The organism is Paenibacillus wuxiensis, from assembly GCF_040195695.1.
Lineage (GTDB): Bacteria > Bacillota > Bacilli > Paenibacillales > Paenibacillaceae > Paenibacillus_B > Paenibacillus_B suaedae.
In genome coordinates this window covers 559,415-583,827 of record NZ_JBEFZI010000002.1, presented here as the reverse complement: position 1 = coordinate 583,827, position 24,413 = coordinate 559,415, and the positions used below count along the sequence as shown (strand labels likewise).

General features: G+C 44.6%; 25 protein-coding genes and 2 pseudogenes. 25 read left to right on the top strand and 2 right to left on the bottom strand.

The window, feature by feature from the left end:
- Positions 1-16: 16 nt before the first annotated feature.
- The 19 genes and pseudogenes from ABN764_RS05905 (at position 17) to ABN764_RS05815 (ending at position 17,489) form a co-directional block, all read left to right on the top strand.
- On the top strand, positions 17-982 hold the full coding sequence (locus ABN764_RS05905) for an LCP family protein (RefSeq protein WP_446671251.1): 966 nt from the start codon (positions 17-19) through the stop codon (positions 980-982).
- Positions 983-1,020: 38 nt separating this feature from the next.
- Entirely contained in the window at positions 1,021-2,166 is a 1,146-nt protein-coding gene (gene ftsW, locus ABN764_RS05900; protein ID WP_446671250.1) for a putative lipid II flippase FtsW, read from the top strand.
- Between the two features lie 4 nt (positions 2,167-2,170).
- A complete protein-coding gene (locus ABN764_RS05895) occupies positions 2,171-3,307 on the top strand; it encodes an FtsW/RodA/SpoVE family cell cycle protein (protein WP_446671249.1) in 1,137 nt (378 codons plus the stop codon).
- A 148-nt stretch (positions 3,308-3,455) separates the two neighbouring features.
- Positions 3,456-4,235: a 3-oxoacyl-ACP reductase FabG gene (gene fabG / locus ABN764_RS05890; RefSeq protein ID WP_446671248.1), complete on the top strand. Its 780-nt coding sequence runs from the start codon at positions 3,456-3,458 to the stop codon at positions 4,233-4,235.
- A 159-nt stretch (positions 4,236-4,394) separates the two neighbouring features.
- The gene (locus tag ABN764_RS05885) at positions 4,395-4,826 is read left to right on the top strand and encodes a GNAT family N-acetyltransferase (protein ID WP_065290924.1); all 432 of its coding nucleotides are present in this window, start codon (positions 4,395-4,397) and stop codon (positions 4,824-4,826) included.
- A gap of 194 nt (positions 4,827-5,020) precedes the next feature.
- Positions 5,021-5,569, top strand: coding sequence for a GNAT family N-acetyltransferase (locus tag ABN764_RS05880; protein WP_446671247.1), 549 nt, complete (start codon positions 5,021-5,023; stop codon positions 5,567-5,569).
- Positions 5,570-5,669: 100 nt separating this feature from the next.
- Complete coding sequence (locus ABN764_RS05875; protein WP_446671246.1) at positions 5,670-6,728, top strand: right-handed parallel beta-helix repeat-containing protein; 1,059 nt, start codon at positions 5,670-5,672, stop codon at positions 6,726-6,728.
- A gap of 196 nt (positions 6,729-6,924) precedes the next feature.
- Positions 6,925-7,728 carry a 2,4-dienoyl-CoA reductase gene (gene fadH / locus ABN764_RS05870; protein ID WP_446671245.1) on the top strand — a complete coding sequence of 268 codons (804 nt, stop codon included), beginning with the start codon at positions 6,925-6,927 and terminating at the stop codon, positions 7,726-7,728.
- A gap of 236 nt (positions 7,729-7,964) precedes the next feature.
- Positions 7,965-8,573, top strand: a complete 609-nt coding sequence (locus tag ABN764_RS05865) for a helix-turn-helix transcriptional regulator (protein ID WP_446671244.1) — start codon at positions 7,965-7,967, stop codon at positions 8,571-8,573.
- Between the two features lie 144 nt (positions 8,574-8,717).
- Complete coding sequence (locus ABN764_RS05860; RefSeq protein ID WP_021252410.1) at positions 8,718-8,921, top strand: hypothetical protein; 204 nt, start codon at positions 8,718-8,720, stop codon at positions 8,919-8,921.
- A gap of 224 nt (positions 8,922-9,145) precedes the next feature.
- Entirely contained in the window at positions 9,146-9,805 is a 660-nt protein-coding gene (locus ABN764_RS05855; protein ID WP_446671243.1) for an ATP-binding cassette domain-containing protein, read from the top strand.
- Positions 9,806-9,825: 20 nt separating this feature from the next.
- Positions 9,826-11,151 (top strand): hypothetical protein, encoded by a 1,326-nt coding sequence (locus ABN764_RS05850; RefSeq protein ID WP_446671242.1) that lies wholly within the window; start codon positions 9,826-9,828, stop codon positions 11,149-11,151.
- On the top strand, positions 11,139-11,306 hold the full coding sequence (locus ABN764_RS05845; RefSeq protein WP_021252407.1) for a hypothetical protein: 168 nt from the start codon (positions 11,139-11,141) through the stop codon (positions 11,304-11,306). The genes ABN764_RS05850 and ABN764_RS05845 overlap by 13 nt, the downstream gene beginning before the upstream one ends.
- A gap of 24 nt (positions 11,307-11,330) precedes the next feature.
- A complete protein-coding gene (locus tag ABN764_RS05840) occupies positions 11,331-12,011 on the top strand; it encodes an ABC transporter permease (protein WP_268626699.1) in 681 nt (226 codons plus the stop codon).
- Positions 12,011-12,919, top strand: coding sequence for an ABC transporter ATP-binding protein (locus ABN764_RS05835; RefSeq protein WP_446671241.1), 909 nt, complete (start codon positions 12,011-12,013; stop codon positions 12,917-12,919). The genes ABN764_RS05840 and ABN764_RS05835 overlap by 1 nt, the downstream gene beginning before the upstream one ends.
- Before the next feature lie 148 nt (positions 12,920-13,067).
- Complete coding sequence (locus ABN764_RS05830; RefSeq protein WP_174809464.1) at positions 13,068-14,228, top strand: DUF6348 family protein; 1,161 nt, start codon at positions 13,068-13,070, stop codon at positions 14,226-14,228.
- A 133-nt stretch (positions 14,229-14,361) separates the two neighbouring features.
- Positions 14,362-16,353, top strand: coding sequence for a S9 family peptidase (locus ABN764_RS05825; protein WP_446671240.1), 1,992 nt, complete (start codon positions 14,362-14,364; stop codon positions 16,351-16,353).
- Between the two features lie 223 nt (positions 16,354-16,576).
- Positions 16,577-16,759 (top strand): annotated as a pseudogene (locus ABN764_RS05820) (Lrp/AsnC ligand binding domain-containing protein); the annotation flags it as partial.
- A gap of 94 nt (positions 16,760-16,853) precedes the next feature.
- Complete coding sequence (locus ABN764_RS05815) at positions 16,854-17,489, top strand: nucleotidyltransferase family protein (RefSeq protein ID WP_446671239.1); 636 nt, start codon at positions 16,854-16,856, stop codon at positions 17,487-17,489.
- A 309-nt stretch (positions 17,490-17,798) separates the two neighbouring features.
- Here the strand turns inward: ABN764_RS05815 and ABN764_RS05810 are convergent, their stop codons facing one another.
- Positions 17,799-18,680 (bottom strand): cation diffusion facilitator family transporter, encoded by an 882-nt coding sequence (locus tag ABN764_RS05810; protein ID WP_512699553.1) that lies wholly within the window; start codon positions 18,678-18,680, stop codon positions 17,799-17,801.
- A 237-nt stretch (positions 18,681-18,917) separates the two neighbouring features.
- On the opposite strand from ABN764_RS05810, the gene ABN764_RS05805 reads away from it, so the two are divergent.
- The 4 genes from ABN764_RS05805 to ABN764_RS05790 all read left to right on the top strand — a co-directional run bounded on the left by ABN764_RS05805 (position 18,918) and on the right by ABN764_RS05790 (position 22,843).
- Positions 18,918-19,667, top strand: a complete 750-nt coding sequence (locus tag ABN764_RS05805; RefSeq protein WP_446671238.1) for a WecB/TagA/CpsF family glycosyltransferase — start codon at positions 18,918-18,920, stop codon at positions 19,665-19,667.
- Between the two features lie 92 nt (positions 19,668-19,759).
- Positions 19,760-20,524 carry an SDR family oxidoreductase gene (locus ABN764_RS05800; protein ID WP_021252399.1) on the top strand — a complete coding sequence of 255 codons (765 nt, stop codon included), beginning with the start codon at positions 19,760-19,762 and terminating at the stop codon, positions 20,522-20,524.
- A 213-nt stretch (positions 20,525-20,737) separates the two neighbouring features.
- Positions 20,738-22,030, top strand: coding sequence for a hydroxylamine reductase (gene hcp, locus ABN764_RS05795; protein WP_446671237.1), 1,293 nt, complete (start codon positions 20,738-20,740; stop codon positions 22,028-22,030).
- A 291-nt stretch (positions 22,031-22,321) separates the two neighbouring features.
- Complete coding sequence (locus tag ABN764_RS05790) at positions 22,322-22,843, top strand: MarR family transcriptional regulator (protein WP_142541994.1); 522 nt, start codon at positions 22,322-22,324, stop codon at positions 22,841-22,843.
- 67 nt (positions 22,844-22,910) lie between these two features.
- On the opposite strand, the gene ABN764_RS05785 is transcribed toward ABN764_RS05790, so the two are convergent.
- Positions 22,911-23,330, bottom strand: a complete 420-nt coding sequence (locus tag ABN764_RS05785) for a DUF1259 domain-containing protein (protein WP_174810147.1) — start codon at positions 23,328-23,330, stop codon at positions 22,911-22,913.
- Positions 23,331-23,621: 291 nt separating this feature from the next.
- Here ABN764_RS05785 and ABN764_RS05780 point away from each other — a divergent pair.
- Together ABN764_RS05780 and ABN764_RS05775 are read left to right on the top strand one after the other, a co-directional pair.
- Positions 23,622-24,014 (top strand): annotated as a pseudogene (locus tag ABN764_RS05780) (histidine kinase dimerization/phospho-acceptor domain-containing protein); the annotation flags it as partial.
- Positions 23,992-24,381 carry a hypothetical protein gene (locus ABN764_RS05775; RefSeq protein WP_446671348.1) on the top strand — a complete coding sequence of 130 codons (390 nt, stop codon included), beginning with the start codon at positions 23,992-23,994 and terminating at the stop codon, positions 24,379-24,381. The pseudogene ABN764_RS05780 and the gene ABN764_RS05775, both read left to right, overlap by 23 nt.
- Positions 24,382-24,413 lie beyond the last annotated feature (32 nt).

Below are 24,413 nucleotides of genomic sequence, written 5' to 3'. Positions count from 1 at the left end.
AGAGAAAGGAGAAGCTATGAAAATCAAGAAAAAGTGGATCGTAATCTCGCTGTCATTCGTGCTCGTTATGACAGTGGGATATGTACTGCGCAAGGAACTTGCCCTCCTGACTTTTGACATGTTCCTCTCGAATCAGGTGGAGAAGAAGCTGGAGGAGACATATAAGCCGATAACGATCAAAGACCCATTAGTGCATGACGAGCCATTTTCGGTTCTGCTTCTCGGCATCGATCAGCGGGATAAGGAGGTAGGACGATCCGATTCCATGATCTACTCCATCGTGAGGCGCAAGGAGAATCGGATCCTGTTAATATCCGTTCCACGCGATAGCTACACCGAGATTGTAGGTAAAAACAAGCAAGACAAAATCGCCCACGCTTATGCATTTGGCGGGGCGAAGATGAGCATCGACAGTGTCGAGCAGCTGCTTGAGCATCCCGTTACCCATTATGCAGCGATCAATTTCACCGGCTTCAAGAACGTCGTGGATGCGTTAGGTGGAATTAAGTTACCGATAACAGAGGATATCGTGAATAAAAACTGGAATCATGACAAATTCAGAATTGTAGCGAACAAGCCAATCTATAACGGACTTGAGGCGCTCAACTTTGTACGCTACCGCGAGGATTCCGATATGAATCGCATGATGCGCAATCGGATCTTTTTGCAGGCGGTTGCAGAACGGGCGGTACAGCTTGATAAATTTAGCCATATTCCAGAAATACTTGATATCGCTGGCGATCACTTCTCAACTGATATTGCGCCTACTGATCTGATTGACTTAGCCAAGTCCATTTTCATGAAGGACAGCATTCCACAATTTAGTACCTATGCATTAGATGGGGAAGGTATGATGATGCATGATATATGGTATTACAAGCTGGACGAGGAGGATCTTGCGTATGCGCGTAAGCTCATTGCGAACTGGCTTGATTCTACCATAACAGCTGAACAATTGATGGAGCCTAAATCTAAGCATTAGTTTGCATTCTCTCCCGTGCAAGAACGGAGGCATATGAGATGGAACCTACAATCACAAGAGGACGACCTGATTTCCTCTTACTCCTTTCGGTCGTAGTGCTCGCCTGTTTTGGAATGGCTATGATCTTCAGTGCTAGTTCCGCATTAAGCAGCTTGAAGCATGAGGATCCATGGTATTACACGTCGAGACAGGTCAAGTTCGCTTGCATTGGACTCCTTGGTATGTTCGTGATGATGAATATTCCAATACGTGTCTGGAAGAAGACTGCCCCCTATCTCCTGCTGCTATCGGTAGTGATGCTGATTGTCGTAATGTCAGCCGGAAGCAGTATGAATGGGGCGAGGAGATGGATTGTTGTGGGCGGATTTCAGTTTCAACCCGTGGAATTTACGAAGCTTGCCCTCATTATGTACATATCATCACTTATCAGTAACAAGGGAGAACGCATTCGAAGCTTCAAGAAAGGCCTGCTGCCTATTCTCATTGTCGTCAGCTTCATTTCCTTGCTCATTATGAAGCAGCCCGATTTCGGAGCAGTGCTTATGCTGCTCTTCATCTGTCTTACCGTCATGATTGTGGGCGGTGTACATATGCGTCAACTAGCCGTATTATTTCTTGCAGTTCTCCCTGTGATCATCTATTTGGCATTCAGTCAGAGCTATCGCTTGCAACGGCTTGCTTCATTTATGAATCCGTATGATGACCAACAGGGTTCAGGCTATCAACTGATTCAATCCATCTATGCATTGGCACATGGTGGTGTAACAGGAACCGGATTCGGTCATGGAATTCAGAAGCTGTTCTATCTACCTGAAGCGCATACGGATTTTATATTTGCGGTCATCGGAGAAGAATTCGGCTTTCTTGGCTCATGTTTGGTTGTATTCGTTTTCTTTGTCCTAGTTGTAAGAGGCTTCATGTCTGCGCTGAATAGTGATGATCCATTTGCGATTATGCTAGGTACCGGAATCGTCAGTATGATCTTTATTCAGTTCATGCTTAACTTAGGAGCAGTGACCGGTCTACTTCCCATTACTGGAGTTCCGCTTCCCTTCGTCAGTTATGGAGGCTCCTCCTTAATTCTATGTATGGCAAGTACGGGCATTATTCTTAGCATTTCTCGTGATAATTATCGAAGACAGCAGCTGCAAGGCAGCGGTCGGAAAGGAATTCATAAGGAATAGACCTATGATCATATTTTTGCGTAAACTTAGTAAGGTTGACAAGCTGACTCTCGTTATCGTCGGATGTCTCGTAGCTATTGGTACGTTAGCCGTGTATGAGGCAACGATAAATACGAAGCTGCATGGCATTCATATTAACAATCTCATCTTGTTCGGCGTATTCTGTATCCCGATGCTGATTCTAGCAACAATTGACTACAATGTATTAGTTGGGAAGCTATCCTATGTATGGTATGGATTAGGTATTGTGCTGCTCTTGCTCGTCATGTTCAAAGGGGAGAATATTAATGGAGCAGTTCGCTGGGTTAGTATTGGAAGCTTCCAACTGCAACCGTCAGAGATGATGAAGATTGCTACAGTATTGCTGGCGGCTCATCTGCTGCAGAAGCGGGGAGGGGATCAGCTTCGCTTCGTACAGGACATCCTGCCACTTGCCGCAGTATTTCTCTTGCCCACAGTAATCATCATGAAGCAGCCGGACTTAGGCACCGCACTCGTATTTATCGCCGTGATGATAAGTATGTTGTGGATGGGAAATGTGAAGGCGACTTACATGATCATTTGCCTCTCCGTGATCGCAATTGCAGTTGGAACGATCTGCTGGCTTTATTTCGTGGATAATGATTTGCTGGCCAAACTTGTAAAGCCGCATCAGATGTCGAGGATTCAGACCTTTCTTGATCCAACCAGCGACCCTGATAAGTCATGGCATGTGAAAAATGCAATGAGCGCCATAGGGACAGGCGGACTAAGCGGAAGTGAAGGATTTTACATGGATCGGGGCTTCATTCCGTATGCGTATTCGGATTCCATCTATGTTGTTATTGGGGAAAAGTACGGGTTTATCGGGTCTTCCATCTTGCTTCTGCTGTACTTCATGCTTATCTATCGAATTGTCCTCATTGCAAATATGAGCATGAACCTTGCTGGAGGCTATCTCGTAATTGGATTAGTAGGCATGATCGTCTTTCAGGTGTTCGTGAATATAGGCATGCACATCGGACTTGTCCCTCTAACCGGGCTATCATTGCCGTTCATTAGTTACGGAGGAAGCTCCTTGCTTACGAACATGCTTACGATTGGCTTGGTCATGAGTGTACATGTTCATCGGGATACCATCCCTCTACAAATTACTGCATAAGAAGCAGGGCTCAAACTTCAGAGGATTTTTTGAGCGTCAAGCGTTTATAACTCAAGTTGCCTCCATATTTGGATATGTAGTACGATAATAAGGAATCTAAGTACTGGGATATTGTAGCACATAATACAGGGGATAGGAGCGCTTTTACATGCTGACGCCACTGAAGGATAAGACGGTCGTTGTGACTGGAGCAAGCAAAGGAATCGGTAAAGGAATTGCGAGAACATTCGCCGCAAAGGGTGCGAAAGTCGTAGTTGTCGCACGCAGCCTGACGAAAGCGGAGGAAACCGCAATTGAAATCCGAGAGAACGGAGGCGTTGCTCATGCCTTCGAAGGCAATGTCGCCGATTTGGAATCGATGAAGAGCGTGGCGAGTGAAACGGCGAGTACTTTCGGGGGGATTGACGTTCTTTGTGCCAATGCCGGTATTTTTCCGAATGCGACGATTGAGGAGATGACCGGAGAGCATTGGGATCAGGTGATGAACACGAATGCACGCGGGACGCTGTTTTCCCTTCAAGCCTGCCTGCCTTTTTTGAAGAAAGCGGAGTATGGCCGAATTATTGTTACCTCTTCCATTACGGGACCGGCCACCGGTTATGTCGGATGGTCGCACTACGGTGCGAGCAAAGCCGCTCAGCTTGGATTCATGCGCAGTGCGGCGCTCGAGCTAGCGCGTTACAATATCACAATCAACGCCGTCATGCCTGGTAACATCATGACGGAAGGCTTGGAAGGTCTTGGGGATCATTATCTGAACACGATGACAGCGTCCGTTCCGCTCAAGCGGCTTGGAAGCGTCGAAGATATCGCCTACGCCGCTCTTTTTTTGGCTTCGAGGGAGGCAGGTTATATTACGGGTCAAACCATCATCGTTGATGGCGGTCAGCTTCTTCCAGAGAGTTTGGAAGCGATGGGGCAGAACTGATACATAAAATGATTGAAAACAGGCAGGTTCATTTGTAATAACCAATTAGAACGGCAAAGGGAGAATATGATGATGTCGTATATGGGTTGGAGCAGTGTAATTAAGATCATTAATAAATCGTGGAAAGGAGCGTGATGAAAAAATAGGAGGATTGTTATTATGAAAAACAGAAAAGCGACAGTAAATGATCATGAGCTCATTTTGAATTTGTGGGATAGATCCGTAACCGCTACCCATCATTTTTTGAAACTTGAAGATAAGCTGGAAATTCGTAAAGAAATCCCTTTGTATTTTCCTCATCTTGATGTGCGTCTTTGGTTTGTTGAAGGCTCTTTCGTCGGCTTTTCGGGTACCAATGAGAACCATTTGGAGATGTTGTTTTTAGATCCCGACGAGATCGGAAAAGGGTACGGAACACAAATCATTCAATTGCTTATCAAGGAGTTTGGGGTAAATTCAGTTGATGTCAATACAGATAATGAGCGTGCAAAAATGTATTATCTGAAAAATGGATTCTCGATCGTAGACGAATCACAAACGGATAGTAGCGGACGCCCTTATCCGATCTTGCATTTGAAGCTGTCAAAATAGAATGACGAGGTAATCATTTGGCGGAGAATACGCATGTACTCCATTTAAGAAGCGATAGGAAATAGATTTTATAAAAGGATGAGTCCAGAAAGGGTCATTTCCCTAGCTTAAAGACTCATCCTTGTTTGTTTTGTTTAGAAAGTATGCTTGGTTCTAGCTTTCCGGTAACCTGGTTTCAAGGAGGATTATATGAAATGATAATAGATGATAGAGAATTCAACGTTAACGGTCTTAGTTATACGATTCGATCTGCGGTGAACAGGGACGCGACTGCGTTATCTATAGTAAGAATGCAAATTGACGGGGAGACCGAAAATATGGATCGCGAACAAGGAGAGGCCTTTATCGATGTCAGCGGATTCGAACAAATAATCAAATCGGACTCCGAAAGCTCAAGAAATTTGTTTCTCGTTGCTGTTATGCAGAATCGTATCGTCGGATTTTCGAGATGCGCGGGAACTTATTTGAAACGATTCTCACATAAAGTTGAATTTGGAGTATGCGTATTGAAAGAATATTGGGGATACGGCATTGGCAAAAACCTAATGCAGCAGTCGATTGCATGGGCAGAAGCCAACGGGATTAAGAAAATTACGTTGAATGTGCTGGAAACGAATGAAAGTGCGATTCGCCTTTACAAAAAGCTTGGCTTTGAGGTAGAAGGAATTTTAAAAAAGGATAAGCTCTTGTCAGACGGTCATTATTATAACACGCTCGTAATGGCACGATTTTCAGCTGAATAACATCCACGATAGCTATAACTGCTGCAATTGTAAATTGTATCGTATGAACCCTCTGTCAGAAAAGTATATTTAAGTATCAATACGATGAGGAGGAATGGGGATGCGAATAGCTGATCCGTGTACGTTGCAATCACAACGAGGATGGATGTACGGCCTGATTTTATTACTAGTAATTAGCTCAGTACCAACCCAAGCTTTAGCTTGGAGCAGTAGTGCTGGGGAACCATTATCAGCAAGCATCAGAATTGATGTGAAGGAGATAACTTGCAATACGGCATCCTGTTTATCCAAGGCATTGAAGAGTGTTAGTCCAGGGAGCTCTATCGTGCTTGCGCCAGGAACATATACGGGTAGTTTTTCCTCAGACATTAATGGATCATCTGGCCAGCCTATTGTAATTCGCAGTGCTGACCCTACCAATCCTGCTGTACTATCCGGAACTTCAACCTCATCGGGATATGCCCTGCGGGTACGAGGCGATTATTGGGAGATACGCAATCTCAAATTTACGAATGCACAGAAGGGTATCATCCTGGATCATTCCAATTATTCGCTCATCAGCGATGTAGAAGTGTACAATACAGGCATGGAGGGTGTGCATTTCCGAGATGGCAGCTCATACAACACGATACAGAACTCAAGCATCCATCACACAGGAAGAACGTCTCCTGGATATGGGGAAGGTGTATACGTGGGTTCTGCTGAAGGGGCTGGCTACAATCAAGAGACGCACTACAACACCATACGCAATGTTGGATTCGGCCCTCATGTCACTGCTGAACATGTTGATATTAAGGAAAGAACAATCGGAACTATTGTGGAAAATTGCACATTTTACGGCGAAGGAATCAGTGGGGCGAACTATGCGGACAGCTTTATCGATGTGAAGGGCAATGATGCCATCATACGCAATAATGTGGGGTATCAGGGCAACAACAATGTGATCGTAGATGCTTTCCAGCTCCATGCGGTTGTAACCGGATGGGGAATCAACAATCAATTCATGAATAACACCGTGTACATGGATAATGCAGATGCCTACGTCATTGCTGCATATAATCATTCAAGTGCTCAAGCAGCCAATACGGTTCGATCCCCCGCTGGGAATATGTATAGAGGCAATATAACTGTACATGTAACCGATGTTCAAATGAAATAAGTGGGAGAGCGTTTACAGATATAAATGCGTGTGGTATGGTAAATGTAAAATTATGTATTGTATTCGCTTGCATAATATCAACAAGGTGACGATCGGATAAGATTGCGAACTCCCTAGTGTGATGCCTCATTTCCGATCTGCTCAGAATGGAAGCAGAAACCTGTGTGCGATGAAGCAAATAAGGGGGAACGCAGAAATGGAGCAAGATCTTTTGCAGGGCAAAGTGGCTATAATTACGGGAGGATCATCCGGGATGGGGAAGGATATGGCATTCTACTTTGCTCGTCTTGGAGCTTCAGTCATGATTTGTGGTAGGAGCATGGAACGATTGCGTCCAGTCGTAGAAGAAATCACATCGCATGGAGGAAAGGCAAAGGCATATGAGTGCGATGTACGTGATCCCGAAACGGTGCAAGCCATGGTGCATGAAACGGTAGAGACATGGGGCGGCATTGACATTCTCGTGAATAATGCGGCAGGCAATTTCGTGTGCAGGGCCGAGGATTTGACCGTGAATGGCTGGAACGCAGTGGAGAATATCGTACTTAACGGAACATGGTACTGCAGTCAGGCAGTTGGAAAACAAATGATTGCGGCTGGTAAGGGAGGCGCGATTCTTAATATCGTTGCCAGTTATGCATGGACAGGAGGTCCAGGAGTCGTGCATTCCGCTTCCGCGAAGGCTGGAGTTATTGCCATGTCGCGCACGCTTGCTTCAGAATGGGGGAAATACGGAATCCGCATCAACTGTCTCGCACCAGGCCCGATTGAAGGAACCGGCGGAATTGAGAAGCTGATGGCCAATGAGCAAATGAAGGAAGCGGTAATTGATAACGTTGCACTGAAGCGATTAGGGACGAAAGAGGAAATTTCTTCTGTCGCAGCTTTCTTGGTCTCCCGCTACTCTTCCTTCATTACGGGTGACGTGATTACCGTGGACGGCGGTAGCTGGCTGGATACAGGCTTTCTTCACCAGTGGGAACGTACTGGAGCAATGTAAGACAGCATACCTTTCTGATGATGAGTATTACGAGGACATAATTAAAACGACTTCTTTATGAGGAAGTCGTTTTAATTATGCATGACAGGAAACGATAAATCGGAAATGATACAAATTGGACAGCGAGATATTGTTGACAGAAGAAGGATAGTGGACTACCATATCTATGGAGATATTTTCCTAATATAGCACTATATGTGTTTACATTCATAGGATATAAGGAGGTTGCAATTATAGTGGATGTTTGTAAAGTGTTAATTGTTTGCGATCACCCTTTAAAAGCATCTGCATTAAAAGAAATTGTGGAAGGAGTCAGTCTTACAGAGGTAATGTTATTGGAGGATCCTGATAAATCGGCATTTGACCAATTGCCAAATGTCAATATAGATGTGGCGCTAGTGGCTATGGAAGAATTCGATAATCAATTGGACATCATTTCGATCATAAATAAAACGCTACCCACATCGAAAATCGTTGTACTTTCAGATCATATCTCATTTTATCACATGTCAGAGCTGGGTTTAAGCGGTATTCTTCCTAGGAAATCGAAAAAGAATCAGATTACCAGAATGATAAGTACAGTTATGCATGGGGAAACGATTGTCCCCATCTCCAGCATAACCCAACTATACTCTCCCAATGACCGCATGACAGCACTGACCGTGCATGAACAACGTATCTTGTCTTTTGTCCTCCGCAAATTTACGAATATGCAAATTGCAAAACAGCTTTTTGTAAGTACCAGAACCGTCGAGAATTACTTGAGGCGAATCTATGAAAAGCTGGGCGTCCGTTCAAGAGGGGAATGTATTGAGATGATGAAGAGTAGAAACATTCATCAGTAAAAGTTGTAATACCGAAGAGACTGTTGCGGGATACCGAAGCAAAAAATTCGTTTTCCACCTAATTCCATTTTCGGGATAGAAACCCTTATATTTGAGGTAGGCAGCAAATATAGGTTGAAACTATGAAAATGGAGGGATTTTTAAATGGGTGCTCTGGTTAGAAGAATTGCTCGGTTTTTGATTGATAGATGGAATGGTCTCAGCAGTTGGGCGAAGAAAGCAATTGAGTACATTGCAGGATCGGCGATCGTTGAGGCAATTATGAACGGATTCGATGCTCTGGTGAACTACTTGTCCGGTTTCGGCCAGTCCGTGTTGGAAGCTATTGCACGCATTTTGGGGCTGTAATAAAGAAATCGCTTAGCACGCTACGATTCGCACCAATCATCACCGGTTCAAGAAAAGAAGAGGCGTCATCGATACTTGTTCATCATCACATGCTAAGCGGGTATGCCGCAGAAGGAATAACTTGCCGGTTGCTTCCTTTTGCCTGGTATTGAAATCCGATTTGCCGACAACCTATATTTGCTGCCGTCACCACATATTACATTATATTGAGGAAGAATTCAAATATGCCACATTCTATTTTAGAAGTTTCTAATTTATCCAAGGCATTTCAAAAGCAATCGTTATTCGAAAACGTAAACCTTCAAATCCACTCGGGAGAAATTTGCGCGCTCGTCGGCAAGAATGGGATGGGGAAAACCATATTTTTAAAATGCATATTAGGTTATGAACCGTTCGATGACGGAGAAGTTACGATTGCCGGTCACCATTTGAACAATCGTGAACAGATTAGGCTGCATTCCGCCTATATCCCGTCTGACGGTCATGACCTATGCGACTTGCTAACTCCCCTGGAATATTATCGCTTCATAATCGCTGTTTATCAGTTGCCAGAAAAAGAAACGCTGCTTTACGCCAGTGAGCTTTCTGTACAGTTAGGAATAGAATCCCATCTTGAACGGTTAATGAAGGAATTGTCTTTTGGAACGAAAAAGAAAGCCCTGCTTCTAGGCGCGTTATTATATGATCCTGCATTATTGATATGTGATGAGATATTTGAGGGACTTGATCAATCTTCAGTGGAAGCCGTGATCAGTCTATTTCAAGAACGTGCTAGGAATAATAGGTCTGTATTATTTACGACTCATTTGCAAGACTTGCTCGATGCAGTATCTACAGTTGTGTACCGGATAGAGAACAATCAGATTATGCAGATAGCCAAATAGCGAGTGAGGACAGAGACGTTATGTTAATGAAGGAATATCGGCAGCTTTATTCGAGAATACTTGGGTATTCGTTTTCGTGGGCGCTGTCGGTTATCAGCGCTCTAATTGCAGGGGGATTGGCGTTCGTAGCCTTATTGTATGTAACAGATACAGAGCTTGTTTTGAAATCCATTCCTTCCATACTTTTCTTTTTGCATGTCATTGCAATTTTTATGGAAGACCCGAAAAAAGGGAACATGGGCCACTTGTTTTCGTTTCTAAAGACGACACCTCTAAGAAAAGCACTTATTATTAGGATGAATTATGTATGCAAAGTTTTAAATCTTGATCAAATGCTGTTATATGCAGTTTTCATTCTTGTTTTTCTTCTGTGCCAGGTTGCGTGGGTAGACGTGCTGATTTTGTTTACAAGGCTGTTCATCATGCTCTTTATAGCTCAGATGATTGAGTATGTTTACATATTTTATAAAGAAAAATTTCTTTATCATTTTGCGTTTCCGGTTCTTTTGCTGGTTATCAGCTTACTCGTCAGCAATGCAAAACAACTTCAGTATCACATACAGGTGATTTTCAGCCATTATTTCGATATAATAATAATATCTGGATTTGTGTTGACCGCCATCATTTGCCCCATCATTGTGTCCAAATTGCTAGTAGCTCAAAAAAAGTCTGTCCCCGCTGCCGTAATTCGGTTAAGCCGTTCAATGTCTAAGCTCTCCCACATCTATGTCATGCCTTCGCAATGGAAATCGCTTATGGGATATCAATTATTGGCTTACGTACGAAATATTCAAATTTTATCGAAGTATGCTCTTATCGCATCATTGACCGTAGCATATTCTACGTTTAGCTATATGCTGCGAGAGGACACGAACAGCTCGATAAACTTCATGGTAATGGCCTATATTATGAGTATTTACTTCTTCAGTGAGATTCGATTGAATTTCCTACTTGAAAAGCACTCGCTGCTGCGTTTTTTTCCGGTTTCCACATTTGTGGAAAGAAGGATCGTACAGAGCTGCGGGCTGCTGTTTGTCTGTTTATTCGGATCAATCGGCTTCATTTACAGATACATGCTTATGGACATTTCAATCATTGTATTGGCAAAAAGCCTTCTTTACTTAAATTTCTGCTATTTGATCGGCACCCGATTCCGTATTGCAAGTCCCCCTATTTCGAAAGTACATAGGTTGAAACTAGTTGCATTATACAGTGCATTATGCCTGTTAGCGTTAGTTCTCATTTACAACTTTCATATAATCATCGACGTGTTCATTATTATTGCATTTGGATGGCAGGCAAACAGAAAAAGAAATAAAAGGGAGGAGATAACATGGCGCATCTAATTATACTTATCGGCCTTATTGGTTACATTGTGTTTCGCTCAAGCACGCCTTATCAGTATATTTTTGTCGTTATTATGATCGTTGGCTTGGTTATGGCGTTCATGGGGAACAGAAAAAAGAAAGGCGCAGATCAGGTTGAGCATCATGACAAATAAAGAAAAGGGGGCGGCCTGACCGGCATGTACGCAATTGCAAAGAGGGAATTTTTGACGCTATTCAAAAGCTTTAAATCTGTTGCGATAGTGCTATTGTTTTGTGTCGTTGCTTTCTCAATATCGAATTTCGTGAAAAATAATCCAGGTTTGATGTTCGGAGAGGAATCAAATCCCTATGTATCAGGTATTCGTTTCCTTGTAACAGTGCTTGGTTTTTTATTTGTCTTAACCCTTTCCCACGATACGATTAATCGGGAAGTGGAGAGCCAAACCATTCGATTTGTCGTGACTAAAGTACCGAAGACATCCATCGTTTTCGGGAAATATCTCGGCATTTTATTGTTTTGGGCAGTATGTCTGGCCTGTTCATTCATAGTCATTTTCCTAAGTATCGGGCAGCTTTATGTTTTAGAATATATTCGACTAATCGTGTTTATTTCGTTTGCCGTCGGAGTGAATATGCTGTTATCCACAATCATTCCCAAAGGTAGTTATTCGATTTTTGCGAGTTTGCTGTGTGGATTACTGTTACCAGCCGCTGGAATGTGGAGCGTTTTTACGGAAAATCAAGCATCTCAGCTCGTTAAATATGCAACTCCTTATTTTTATCTCATTGAATCGAACTGGAAGTCCTATTTTCCGTTCGTGATTTCCATCCTGTTTGTATATGTGTCCATTTTCATTTTCAGGAGGAAGGACTTATAATGAATGCGCTCGAGGTACATGGTCTGAAAAAGAAATATAAAGATACATATGTCGTTAAGGGGGTTACATTTGAAGTAAAGCGTGGGGAATTGTTCGGATTTCTTGGCAAAAACGGAGCGGGGAAGTCAACGACTATCAATATGCTGACCGGGATTGTTCGTCCGACGGAAGGCAGTATTCATATACTGGGGGAGAATCATGCCCGGATTAACGAAATCAAAAGCAAGATTGGCGTTATGCCGGATGCGGCTAATTATTATTATGACATGACCGCACTTGGGCACCTGATTTATTTTTCTGAATTGAAACGAACGAGATTGAAACGGGATGAACTCGTTGAGCTCTTGGGAAGCGTGGGTTTGCGAGGACATGAAGAAAGCAAGGTAAGAGGGTTTTCGTTTGGCATGAAAAAAAAGCTCGGTATAGCGCAAGCGCTGCTCGGCGACCCGGAACTTATTTTCCTTGATGAACCTACTTCTGGACTAGATCCCGAATCGGCAGTCGATATTCAGCAAATCATTCGAAACCTTCATATCCAAGGCAAGACGATTTTTTTAACCTCCCATAATCTCCACGAAGTGGAGATGTTATGCAGTAGAATCGCTATTATGGAACAGGGCGTAATCACCAAATACGGCACGATGGAAGACTTAAGAAAGGAATATCAACAGCATATCGAATTATTCTGCAAAATCAGTCCTTTGTCTTCCGAGCAGGGGGAACATATAAAAAAGCAACTCATCGATATCGCAGAGAACCTCGCTGTTTCAGAAAGGGAAATCACTTGCACAATCACTGATGAGGAAGTCATCCCTGATATCGTGCAAACGTTGGTGGACAACAAAGTGCGTCTTTATAAATTGGAGCCGAAGCAAGTTACGCTAGAGGATATTTTCTTTGAAAAATAGTTGCAGCAAAAAATTAAACAGGTGAAACGGATAGAGGCAGCATCAGCGATGCTGCTGTTTTCTTTTTGTGTGTCACTCGGCAGCCCTGAAATATGGTATCCTTTGATAAAGCATATGAGCAAGCAGACATATAGGGAGGAGCTGCAAGATGACGAGAGAACAAGAAATCGCGCTGGATTGGGAAGAAGAAAAAATTGATGACCCCGCACATTTTTTGCTTCATCAAGGGATGAGAGGAATTTTTGAGGCTGAGGAAATGATAGAAGGGGACTGTATCATCATCCCGAAATGGGAACTTACAATACGTCCTCATGTGGCGAAGTGGACGGATCAGACCGTCATGCTACAGTTTCAAGTAAGTTCACCGAAATGGGATCGCGATATTTTCGAAACGACGGCGGGCATCGGCAGTAATCTAAAAAATGCATTCGGTACCGCAATAGGCGGCTTTGCCTTCTCCCTCATGGAAGGAATCGCCTCCATGGAGCAGGACAGAAATCCTGAGACGCTGCATACGACTTACGGAGACACCGTGCATCACTGGAAGGCGTATAAGAGCAATATCGTCGGCCTGGGAGAATCATCGCCTGAGATGGAAGAATCCCCATATTGGGAAATGCTTAAGGACGAAATCGCGAAGAGAATCGGCGATCAGAAGCTGTGCTATATCAAAATCTATGCCGCAAAGCACGGAGATGACATTACTGGTGAATGCCGCATAAATGATATTTCGAGCCCGGAACTGGGGCAAATGGTAGCGGATATCGCAAACAATTGGCAGGTGGAAGGCTTTGCATCTCAGAAGCAGTTTATTTTCTTACAGCAGTCGGAGGACACATATACACCGTATCCATATCAGCCGGAGCAAATTGAGTATGCCACGCATACAGCGGTACGCCTCTTCATGGAGTGCGATACGCAGGAGAAGTACGACAGTTTCCCGGATTTATTGGCTGAGAGATTGCAGGATGCTGATTTAGCCCAAGAGCTATACGCCTTTTTGCCTGAGATCTGTGCAGAGCATGCTTTTGATACGCTTACTTACAACGAAGAGATGCTTTTGTATAGGGGAGATGAATCCTTCCGTGTGTATCGGACTCAATTTGCCAGCTATTTTATGATTTCTGCTGCATTGTTTGAGGGCTTCCGTACAGGAGAATTTGATGATGACATATACAAGCAATATATAAGTGTCAGCTCTATTTACAACGTAATTTGCCAAGCGAAGGAGCAAGGAGCGGACTTGGTGAAGGATGGCGGCGTCTTGACGCTTTCTTACGGTATGTCGGAGCAATATCGATTTAGTTGAGGAAAGAGAGACACGTCGAGTTTATTAGCCTGTTGCGAGATTGGGAGCAATAGGCGGAAGTTAGCTCGAATGCACTTGTCTTTTTCCGGAAAAGAATGCCATACTATGTATATCAATCATGGGAGGTGTTGCAATGGAACGTCGTACCATCACAGCAGAAGATCTGTACCAGTTCGTCTGGTTGTCTGATCCGGATGTCAATCCTGCAGACGGAACGATTGCTTATGTAGCGAAGCAGGTCAATGAAGAGAAGAGCGGTTATTGCTCGCGCATACATATCTCGTCAGCAGATGGAACGAAGAGCAAGGTATTTACCCATGGAGAGCAGGATAGCGCTCCGGTCTGGTCGCCGGATGGCCAGAAGCTGGCCTTTCTTCGTAAGAAGGATAAGCACCAGCAGATTTGGACAATGGCAGCTGATGGCGGCGAAGCAGAGGCGATTACAAGCGCGGAGATCGGAGTAAGCGCATTCTCATGGTCGCCGGATGGTTCCCGACTGTTGTACACAGCGAGTATCGATTCTTCCAAGAAAGAAGAGAAGGAGCAGCTTGCGGACGACAGTCAGAAGTCAGCCAAGCAGGTGATCGTAGTTGATCGGTTAAGATGCAAGGCAGATGGAAGAGGCTTGCTGGACGACAAGCGCACTCATTTATTTGTTCATCATATCGAAACAGGCCAATCCGTTCAATTGACTTCCGGAGATTATGATGTCCATGATTCCGTATGGTCACCAGACGGGAAGGAAGTGGCCTTTTCTACGAATCGTGTTGAGGATAAAGAAGTTGACCCTGATCTGGTTCTTAGTCAATTCATTTATATCATAAACTGTGAGGATAGAGTGTGCCGCCGTATAACGGAATCTGGTCTCGTCATCGGGAAGCTTGCATTCTCGCCGGACGGCCAATCGATTGCATTCTATGGACATGACCGACAATACGAGAACGCCACCCTGCTTAAGGTATACACCGTACCAGCAGCAGGAGGAGCACCTGAATGCGTTACTGCCGACCTTGATCTGTACGTAGGCAATGCAGCAGTTACCGATATGAAGGGTCTTGGATCCTCGCCACTCGTCTTTACATCAGACGGTTCTGCTGTATACTCGCTTGTCTCAGCTGAAGGAAATGTACAGCTCGCACGGATCTCGTTAGAAGGTAGCTGTGAATATGTAACGGTCGGTGATCGGGAGATAACTCAATTTACGATCACGAAGGACGGAGAGCAGATTGTATTCATTTCGGCTGATAGGCTGCAGCCCGGAGAGCTATTCATCAAAAATTTGGGCACAGGGCAAGAACAGCTGATTGAAGCCCCGAACGAACGTTTACTAGCGGAACTGACGCTAAGCCAGCCGGAATCGTTCTGGTTCCAGACAACCGATGGTTGGAAGGTGCAAGCTTGGATCATGAAGCCACCAGCAATGTCAGCAGGCGATAAGGTACCGACAATTGTTGAAATTCATGGCGGCCCGCATACGATGTATGCGAATTCCTTCATGCATGAGTTCCAACTGCTTGCCGCTCAAGGTTATGCGGTTCTCTATTCGAATCCGCGCGGGAGCCTCGGTTATGGCCAGAAGTTCGTGGATGCTTGCCGTGGGGATTATGGCGGGAAGGACTACGAGGACATTATGGAATCCGTTGATCAGGCGATTGCCCGCTACGACTTCATCGATGAAGATAGACTTGGCGTTACGGGCGGCAGCTATGGCGGATTCATGACGAACTGGGTTGTCGGCCATACGAATCGTTTCAAGGGAGCTGTTACACAGCGTTCAATCTCGAACTGGTTCTCATTCTATGGGGTTAGCGATATCGGTTATTTCTTTACCGAGTATCAGATCTGTGCACAGCCATGGGAAGACCCGGAGAAGCTCTGGAAGCATTCACCGCTCGCCTATGTGGACAATGTGCAGACACCGCTCCTTATTTTGCACGGAGAGCAGGATTTGCGCTGTCCAATCGAGCAGGCTGAGCAGCTATATGTGGCCTTGAAGCGTCTGGGCAAGACAACGCAGCTCGTGCGATTCCCTGATGCGAATCATGATCTATCGCGCAACGGGCACCCAGAGCTTCGTGTAGAACGTCTGAACCGGATTGTTGGCTGGATGAAGCAATATGTGTAGGTCTCGATAGACCTCTAGCAATCATTAAATCCGAATAGGAATTGGATAAGAACAGATTGGAAAGAATGTGCTTTCCATCTGTTCTTTTTTATATGAACCTTTTCAACTAAAATGTTAAGCTACATTGCCAACTTATATCTGATTCAATAAATAAATTTAGATGAATAAACAGTCTAGCATTAAAATTTATGTATTTATGGTTAGGCAAGCAATTGTCGCGTGCAAGCCTGTACTCGAATGTCATCATGTAGCCGGCCAATACGACTACTTATTGAAGGTACTCGTTGCAGATATGCAGGAGTTGGAATATTTCATATCTCATACGCTGAGTAATATGATCGGTGTTCAGAGCAGTAATTCGATTATTTCCCTTTCTTCTCTGAAAGAAAATAAAGTTGTAGACTGACGATACTTCATTAAGCTATACCAGCAGGATAGTCCAAAGTTTTCGCGAATACCCTACATAAGGAATTATTTACGAAGTTCGTGAATAAGACGGTATGCAAAAGTCTGTTAGAACATACAAGCCAAAGACCATTAAGAAAGATGTGATTCAAATTCATGTATTAAATCATCAAGTAGAAAAACTAGCTCAAATCGTACGAAAACATAAAGCTATATATGAATTTCTTGATAGAGTTCAAGAACTGAAGATAAATAATTACTATGTTGGCGCGGGATGTATTACTCAGACAACATGGAATTATTTAAGTGATTTGCCCCTCGATCATGGAATTAAGGATGTGGATTTAGTCTATTTTGATGATAGTGATTTATCTGAAGAGAAGGAAGATCAAGTAAAATCACAGCTAGAAAGGATGTTTCCTAATTATCCATTTAAGATCGATGTAAAGAATGAAGCTAGAGTTCATTTATGGTACAAGAGCCGGTTTGGATATGAGATTAAGCCCTATCAGTCAGTGGAAGAAGCAATCGATACATGGCCAACGACAGCTACGTCTTTAGGAATAAGAATAACTTCCGATGAATGGGATGTATATGCACCTTACGGATTGGATGATTTGTTTAATAAAGTTGTAAGACCAAATAAGCGACAAATTACTAAAGAGATCTATGATAAGAAAGTAAGTCGATGGAAGGCGCAATGGAATGATTTAAGAATAGAGCCTTGGTAGTTGATTCAGGAAGAACAGACCATCGCATAACACCATTTTCACGCATCGCAGCCTAACGGCTGCTCGGTCACTCGAAGAATTTTGAGGAGGCGGAATCAGGCAACAACCCTGCACTGGCTAACTGAACAGTGCAGCCAGCGACTATCTCGCATTAAAACGAGGTATAACCAGCATAAATTTGTCATTCTAACGGGACACGTCTGTTCCTATTTTTCAGGTCAGTCTATAACTTATTTTATGGATATACGCCAAGAAGCATGAAACAAAAACAGGGCAATCCCGGGAAAGGGATCTGCCCTGTCTATCTATTTATTGCTGAGCAAGTCTATCTCTCCGCTCATGCTCAGGCTCAATATGAATCAGTACTTCTGCCCGCTCGAAACTGCCTTGAATCGTATGCTCGATTTCATCACACAGATGATGCGCGGTTGCAATATCCATTCCAGAAGGTACCACGAGATGAAAGTCCACGTATTCAACAGGGCCGGAGCGTCTCGTACGAAAATCGTGAAACTCAATATACTTATCTTTGTGCAAGAGTATCAGCTGCTGAAGCTGCTGCTCTTCCTCTTCGGACAACCTAGCATCGATCAGGGGAGGAAATGATTCCTTCATAAGCGTGAATGCTTCCTTCATAATGTACACCGCAAGAAAGATCCCAATAATCGGATCTAAAATTGTCCACCCTGTCAGCGTTACGAGCAGCAAGCTTACACCTACGCCAAGTGACGTATACACGTCAGTAAGCAAATGCAGTGCGTTCGATTTCATCGCCACAGAATGCAGCTCATCTGCGGTCTTGCCAACCTTCCTCGCAACGACCAAATTAATCCCGGCACCAATAAACATAACCGCGATTCCAAGATACGGCATCTCAATTTCTGCTGGCCGCAATAACTTATGAACACACTCATATATAATCCAAATGCCTGCAACGAAGATGAGCAGTGTTTCGATCGTACCGGAAATATTTTCAACCTTACCATGTCCATAGGGATGATTGCGATCCGCTGAACGATTCGATATGCGTACGGAGAAAAACGCAATTACAGACGCTGCCAAGTCCAAGGAAGAATGGATCGCCTCTGAAATAACGGCAATCGATCCCGTCAGAATTCCTACGACCAGCTTTAATATCACACCAGTTGTATTGCTAAGAACTGATAAAAATGCAACCTTTTGTCCGTTCAAGATCATCACCCTTACCATTATCATCAACTTATTCTTGCCAACATAGTCAACCATAGCAGATGAAAATCGAGTGGGTCTATAGAAACCTTTTTTCACGAAGTCAGATAAATAGGGGCAATTGAAAAAAGTTGACGCCATGCAAAAAGACTGGATCATACCATCATATTCCATATGTTGCGGCATTCCGTACAGAAGTTGTGCTACTATATGGATATACTTGGACAAGGAGGCATCTTTGTGTCGAATGAAACTCGAATTATGGGAATACCTGTCCCTAAAATAACGATGACAGAGACTGTGCACATCATTAGCGATGTCATTCATACTGAGGGCATGGAGAATCAACAATTGTTCCATGTAGTGACGCTAAATCCTGAGATTACGATGGCCTGCCAACAGGATAAGAACCTGCGAACAATCATTGACGATGCTGGGCTGCTCACAGCTGACGGTATCGGCATTGTCATGGTATCTCGCTTGAAGGGCAATCCGCTTCCTGAACGGGTGACGGGCTGTGACTTATTATTCAATCTCTTAAGCGAAGGGAATCAGCGAAAGTGGTCTTTCTACTTGCTTGGTGCAGAAGAAGCTGTGAGTAAGAGAGCCGCTGAGGTTATTCAGGAGTCTTATCCTCATGTGCATATTGTAGGAAGGCATCATGGATTCTTCCATTCAGAGGACGAAGCCAAGATAGTCAACGATATTGCTGCCGTGAAGCCGGATGTATTAATCGTGGCACTCGGAGCACCTTACGCTGAACGGTGGATACATAAATACAAGCATCAGCTCCATTCCCGCGTAGCAATTGGCGTTGGGGGAAGTCTGGATATCGTTGCAGGGAAGGTCAAGAGAGCCCCTGCTGTGTGGCAGAAGCTGAATCTGGAATGGCTGCATCGGCTGCTTAATCAGCCGTCGAGATGGAAGAGACAATTGATTTTGCCGCGCTTCGCAGTCAAAGCTGTCTTGTACAAAGAAAATAAAGAATGAGCGGACATTAGGTCAGAATAGATGTAAGAGCAACATTTCAAAATATGCCTTGTGCTATAACATAGTTGACCCTATACATAAGGAGATGAACTATGAACAGCTTACAAGGTAAAGTCGCCGTAGTAACCGGCGCTAGTCGAGGAATCGGACGTGCCATTGCACTGCGCCTTGCGCGCGAAGGAGCCTTCGTTGCGGTGCATTTCGGGAGAAGAGAAGAACTTGCTGAGGAAGTGGTACGGCATATTCAACAACAGGGTGGCTTGGCTTTTAAGATAGGCGCAGATATCAGTCAATTGAGCGGGATTCATGATTTATATAGGTCTCTAGACGACACTCTGCAGAAGCATACAGGGAATAATCGCTTCGATATTCTGGTGAATAACGCTGGAATCGGCCAAATATTGAGCCTGGAAGAGGCAACGGAAGAATCGTTCGATGAAGTAATGAGCATCAATGTCAAAGGGCCTTTTTTCGTCATTCAACAAGCGCTGCCGCGATTAAATGATGGCGGACGCATCATTAATATTTCTTCCTTTGTCACCCGAGCGGCGTCGCCAGTCGTCTTTACGTACAGCATGACGAAGGGGGCGATCAACACACTAACATCCGCTCTCGCTAAGCAACTTGGGAAACGCCAAATTACGGTGAACGCCATTCTGCCAGGGATCATTAACACAGAGATGAACGCCGGCACGTTAAGCCAGTCCGAAGGACAGAGGTATGCGGCTGGACTGTCGGCCTTCAACAGATGGGGAGAACCGGAAGATGTAGCTGATATAGCCGCATTTCTAGCTTCAGAAGATAGTCGTTGGGTAACCGGACAATTGATTGACGCGAGCGGAGGATCACATTTGTAATAGCGAGAGCAATAAAAGAGAGGGATACCCACTTATCGCATATGGGCAGCGTGATCCGTTATGGACGCGCTGTTTTTTGTGACATGAGGCGAGATTGTGAAATTGACGCGATATTCATGATTTTGAAATATTTGATGTGATCGTACGCACTCGGGGGTGCTTCCCTATGTAGTATGTTGAAAATAGAAAATCATTTTGACAGGGGGAAGCGCAATGTTCTGTCATCAATGCGAGCAGACGCCGACGGGCGGCTGCATGGTTGTCGGAGTGTGCGGCAAGGACGAGACGATTGCTAGTCTACAAGATACGATTGTGTTTGCGTTGAAAGGCATCGCGGCGTATGCGACGCATGCGCGGCAGTTGGGTTATGTCGATGAAGAGGTTGACGCGATTACGCATGAAGCGCTTTATATGACGTTGACTAACTCGAATTTCAACTTACAGGAGCATCTGGACATGGCGATGAAGGTAGGGGGCGCGGCGATCCGCATTATGGATGTGCTGGATCGGGCCCATACGGAGCATTTCGGCGTTCCGGTTCCGGTTACCGTCCCGCAGAACAAGATAGAGGGCAAGTCTATCGTCGTGACAGGGCATAACTTGTATGCGCTGGAGGAATTGTTGAAGCAGACAGAGGGCAAGGGCATCAACATTTACACTCATTCCGAGATGCTTCCGGCGCATGGTTACCCGGCATTGAAGAAATATCCGCACTTGAAAGGCAATATCGGCAAAGCCTGGTACGACCAGCGCCGTCTGTTTGAGCAATATCCTGGCGCCATCCTGGCGACGACGAACTGTGTAATGCCTATTAAGGGGACCTACGCCGATCGGTTCTTCTCCTATGACGTGGCCGGACTCGAAGGTGTGACCAAGATCGTGAACGACGATTTCTCGCCGCTGATTGAGCGTGCGCTAGTGCTGCCCGCGGCGGATGTGGAGAGCGAGCAGACATTGATAACGGGGTATCACCACGAGACGGTGCTCGGGCTGGCGCCGGAAATTATTCAGGCCGTTAAGGATGGCAAAATCAAGCGCTTCTTCGTCATCGCGGGCTGCGATGCGCCAGGCAAGGGCGGCGAGTATTACCGGGAGCTCGCGACATCACTACCGAACGATACTGTTATTTTGACGACCTCGTGCGGAAAATTCCGGTTTAATGATGTCGATTACGGTACGGTGGCGGATACAGGCATTCCGCGTTATATCGATCTTGGGCAGTGCAATAATTCCGGCTCCACGGTCAAGATCGCAGCTGCGCTTGCAGACGCCTTCGGCTGTAGTGTCAATGAACTGCCGGTGTCGATCGTGCTCTCATGGTTCGAGCAGAAGGCGGTTGCGATTTTGCTTGGCTTGTTCAGTCTGGGCATCCGTGATATTCGCATCGGGCCGAAGCCGCCGGAATTTATCTCGGAAGGCGTGATGAACGTACTGACCGATCTGTTCGGCCTGAAGCTTATCGGGGATGCGCAGGAAGATATGAAGGCGATGCTCCGTCTTGTCTAGATGGTGAATGAGATAAAGTATTTATAGAGTTAATTGATTGAGACGCGATCCCTTAAGGGGTCGCGTCAGACTTTTGACAGGACTTTGTCGAGTCTGAGAGAGGGGGATACCCTCTCTTTTTTTATTGAACATGATGTCCTTGAGCTGCCAAGCTGCAACAAAGGATGAATGCCAATCATGGAACGATAAAACTAGCGTAGCTTGCCAGTCAGATCTATTGCATGCACCTCGCTATTCTACAGATGATTGATCGAGTATAATAGAATCATTAGATCGAGTTGGAGGAAGGGCATGGATCAGGTAACTTCAGCTTATGGCAAGCACGCAATATACAACATATTTGTTGAGCTTATTCATCAACAGGAACAGCACGAGGATTTGATTCAGAAGCATATCGCTCATGAAATGAGAAAGTTAGGAGATGAATTCGACGAGGAACTGCAGCTGAATATCACAGAACTTCACGTTATATCCAGTATTGGGGAGCATGAACCTATTAATGTGACGGCGCTCGCGGAACGATTACGAACATCTAAAGCGACAGTATCTCGAATATGCTCCAAGCTCTTATCTATGGACATCATACGAAGAACCCAACTAAGCGATAACAAGAAAGAGGTATATTTCCGCTTAAATCCCAAGGGAAGGAAATTGAATGTACTGCATGAGGATGTGCATCATGAACTGGAACAACGATTTCTGGGTATCCTAGATCCCTATAATGAAGATGAGCTGCTTATCGTCCAGAAGGTGTTTCGGGACATACTGAACAATTGGACATCCATACACGAGAATTTAGATACACGAGGTTAGGTACTCCTATGAGAGCCCAGTCCATGAGCATGCGGACTGGGCTCTCGTCCTACCACAAGGAATTGCATTACTTAGCTGGTGCAAGTCTAGTCTGCTTGCTGCTGAGATTCAACGCTTTTCTGATCTTTCTTGCGAAGATCAATGGTTTCTCAACAGCCTCAATATTGACATAGACTAAGCGTGGACGTTCAAACAGCCATTCACTGTGTACAGACGATACGAGGATACCTTGCTCGCGAATAGCGGATAGGAAGCGGTTCGTTTCTTTTTGTAATAATGCTACTCTGCCTAGACATAAAGCTCTGCGTGTTCTCTTAGTTAGGGATTCAAATGAAAAAGAAGAGGTTACGCCGAATTTCTTTCCTAAAATAAATGCCCGAATCTGCTGACGAGATATCGTAGCTACGCATTTACCACCTGCAAATCCTGGTTGGCCACCAATGATCATTGCGAACTTTCGACAAAGAAGTTCCTCACTGGACATCATGTATCGATAACCTCCTATGCGAACACAACTCAGAAACGCGTCATAACGTCAATAGACAAAAACAATGGTCGTTCTACATAAGTAAATACGTGGATGGAAGTTCATTATTATTTTGCCTGCTCCGATTGTCATAATTCTATTGTCAAGACAATGTATGTCTCTCGGAATAATGATGTCTAGGCACGTATCTCGATTGCGTTTCAAATGATTGGATTCATAAGGAAGCTGAAGCACGTTACACAGGTTGAGCCTTTTCATACCGTGTACACATGATAAACACAAATGATTTTGGAACGGCTCCGCAAAGAACTGATCGCGAACATTTCCCATGAACTAAAGACCCCGCTCGGAATTGTCAAGGGGTTCGCCGAAGAGTTGCAGGACAATGTTGCATACGACAAGCGAGATCCTTATGTAGCTCACATTCTGTCCGAAGTAGATAAGATGAATGCATTGATTATGGATAAAGAACAGCTTCAACGGGTATGGGAGCAATTTTACGGAGGTGAGTGCTCAAGGGATCGCAAATCTGGCGGAACAGGCTTAGGGCTGGCGATCTGCAGGCATATTCTTGAACTGCACGGAAGCACGTATGGGGTATAGAACACGAAAGATGGCGTATCGTTTTATTTCACAGTAGCTCGATTAATAGGTGAAGTAGGTGACAACAATGAACTCGAATAAATCGCAATGGCTTCTTATTAGTCTTGTATTGTTCATGCTGCTGACCGCATGCGGAACAACAGGTACAGCTGATTCAGGCAAGAATGCTCAACCAACGCCTGCAGCGAAGGAGAAGGTTAAGCAGGAAACTCCAATACTGGTTGTCGTCGACCAGACGACGTATCCAGGCCAATCCGAGCATCATTTTTATTTTCAAGTGGAGCAGCTCCCCAAAGGATATGCACTAGCCGAGATGAGTTGGAAATCAGAGAAGACAGACATTATCAATACGACAAAGCAAGCTATCGAACACGGTGGAAATGGGGAGGATGGCTTCTATATTAGCGGAAATGGACAATTTTCAGGATTTATCTATGACGACAGTTAAAGGGGGAGAATGGTGAGGTCACCTTCGTATTC

Excerpts from the sequence above, each read along its gene's own strand:
- ABN764_RS05840 (WP_268626699.1), top strand. The coding sequence starts at position 11,331 with ATGTACGCAATTGCAAAGAGGGAATTTTTGACGCTATTCAAAAGCTTT.
- ABN764_RS05850 (WP_446671242.1), top strand. The coding sequence starts at position 9,826 with ATGTTAATGAAGGAATATCGGCAGCTTTATTCGAGAATACTTGGGTAT.
- ftsW (WP_446671250.1), top strand. The coding sequence starts at position 1,021 with ATGGAACCTACAATCACAAGAGGACGACCTGATTTCCTCTTACTCCTT.
- ABN764_RS05825 (WP_446671240.1), top strand. The coding sequence starts at position 14,362 with ATGGAACGTCGTACCATCACAGCAGAAGATCTGTACCAGTTCGTCTGG.
- ABN764_RS05860 (WP_021252410.1), top strand. The coding sequence starts at position 8,718 with ATGGGTGCTCTGGTTAGAAGAATTGCTCGGTTTTTGATTGATAGATGG.
- ABN764_RS05885 (WP_065290924.1), top strand. The coding sequence starts at position 4,395 with ATGAAAAACAGAAAAGCGACAGTAAATGATCATGAGCTCATTTTGAAT.
- ABN764_RS05845 (WP_021252407.1), top strand. The coding sequence starts at position 11,139 with ATGGCGCATCTAATTATACTTATCGGCCTTATTGGTTACATTGTGTTT.
- hcp (WP_446671237.1), top strand. The coding sequence starts at position 20,738 with ATGTTCTGTCATCAATGCGAGCAGACGCCGACGGGCGGCTGCATGGTT.
- ABN764_RS05880 (WP_446671247.1), top strand. The coding sequence starts at position 5,021 with ATGATAATAGATGATAGAGAATTCAACGTTAACGGTCTTAGTTATACG.
- ABN764_RS05785 (WP_174810147.1), bottom strand. The coding sequence starts at position 23,330 with ATGATGTCCAGTGAGGAACTTCTTTGTCGAAAGTTCGCAATGATCATT.
- ABN764_RS05875 (WP_446671246.1), top strand. The coding sequence starts at position 5,670 with ATGCGAATAGCTGATCCGTGTACGTTGCAATCACAACGAGGATGGATG.
- ABN764_RS05905 (WP_446671251.1), top strand. The coding sequence starts at position 17 with ATGAAAATCAAGAAAAAGTGGATCGTAATCTCGCTGTCATTCGTGCTC.
- ABN764_RS05835 (WP_446671241.1), top strand. The coding sequence starts at position 12,011 with ATGAATGCGCTCGAGGTACATGGTCTGAAAAAGAAATATAAAGATACA.
- fabG (WP_446671248.1), top strand. The coding sequence starts at position 3,456 with ATGCTGACGCCACTGAAGGATAAGACGGTCGTTGTGACTGGAGCAAGC.
- fadH (WP_446671245.1), top strand. The coding sequence starts at position 6,925 with ATGGAGCAAGATCTTTTGCAGGGCAAAGTGGCTATAATTACGGGAGGA.
- ABN764_RS05855 (WP_446671243.1), top strand. The coding sequence starts at position 9,146 with ATGCCACATTCTATTTTAGAAGTTTCTAATTTATCCAAGGCATTTCAA.
- ABN764_RS05815 (WP_446671239.1), top strand. The coding sequence starts at position 16,854 with ATGCAAAAGTCTGTTAGAACATACAAGCCAAAGACCATTAAGAAAGAT.
- ABN764_RS05895 (WP_446671249.1), top strand. The coding sequence starts at position 2,171 with ATGATCATATTTTTGCGTAAACTTAGTAAGGTTGACAAGCTGACTCTC.
- ABN764_RS05830 (WP_174809464.1), top strand. The coding sequence starts at position 13,068 with ATGACGAGAGAACAAGAAATCGCGCTGGATTGGGAAGAAGAAAAAATT.
- ABN764_RS05790 (WP_142541994.1), top strand. The coding sequence starts at position 22,322 with ATGGATCAGGTAACTTCAGCTTATGGCAAGCACGCAATATACAACATA.
- ABN764_RS05800 (WP_021252399.1), top strand. The coding sequence starts at position 19,760 with ATGAACAGCTTACAAGGTAAAGTCGCCGTAGTAACCGGCGCTAGTCGA.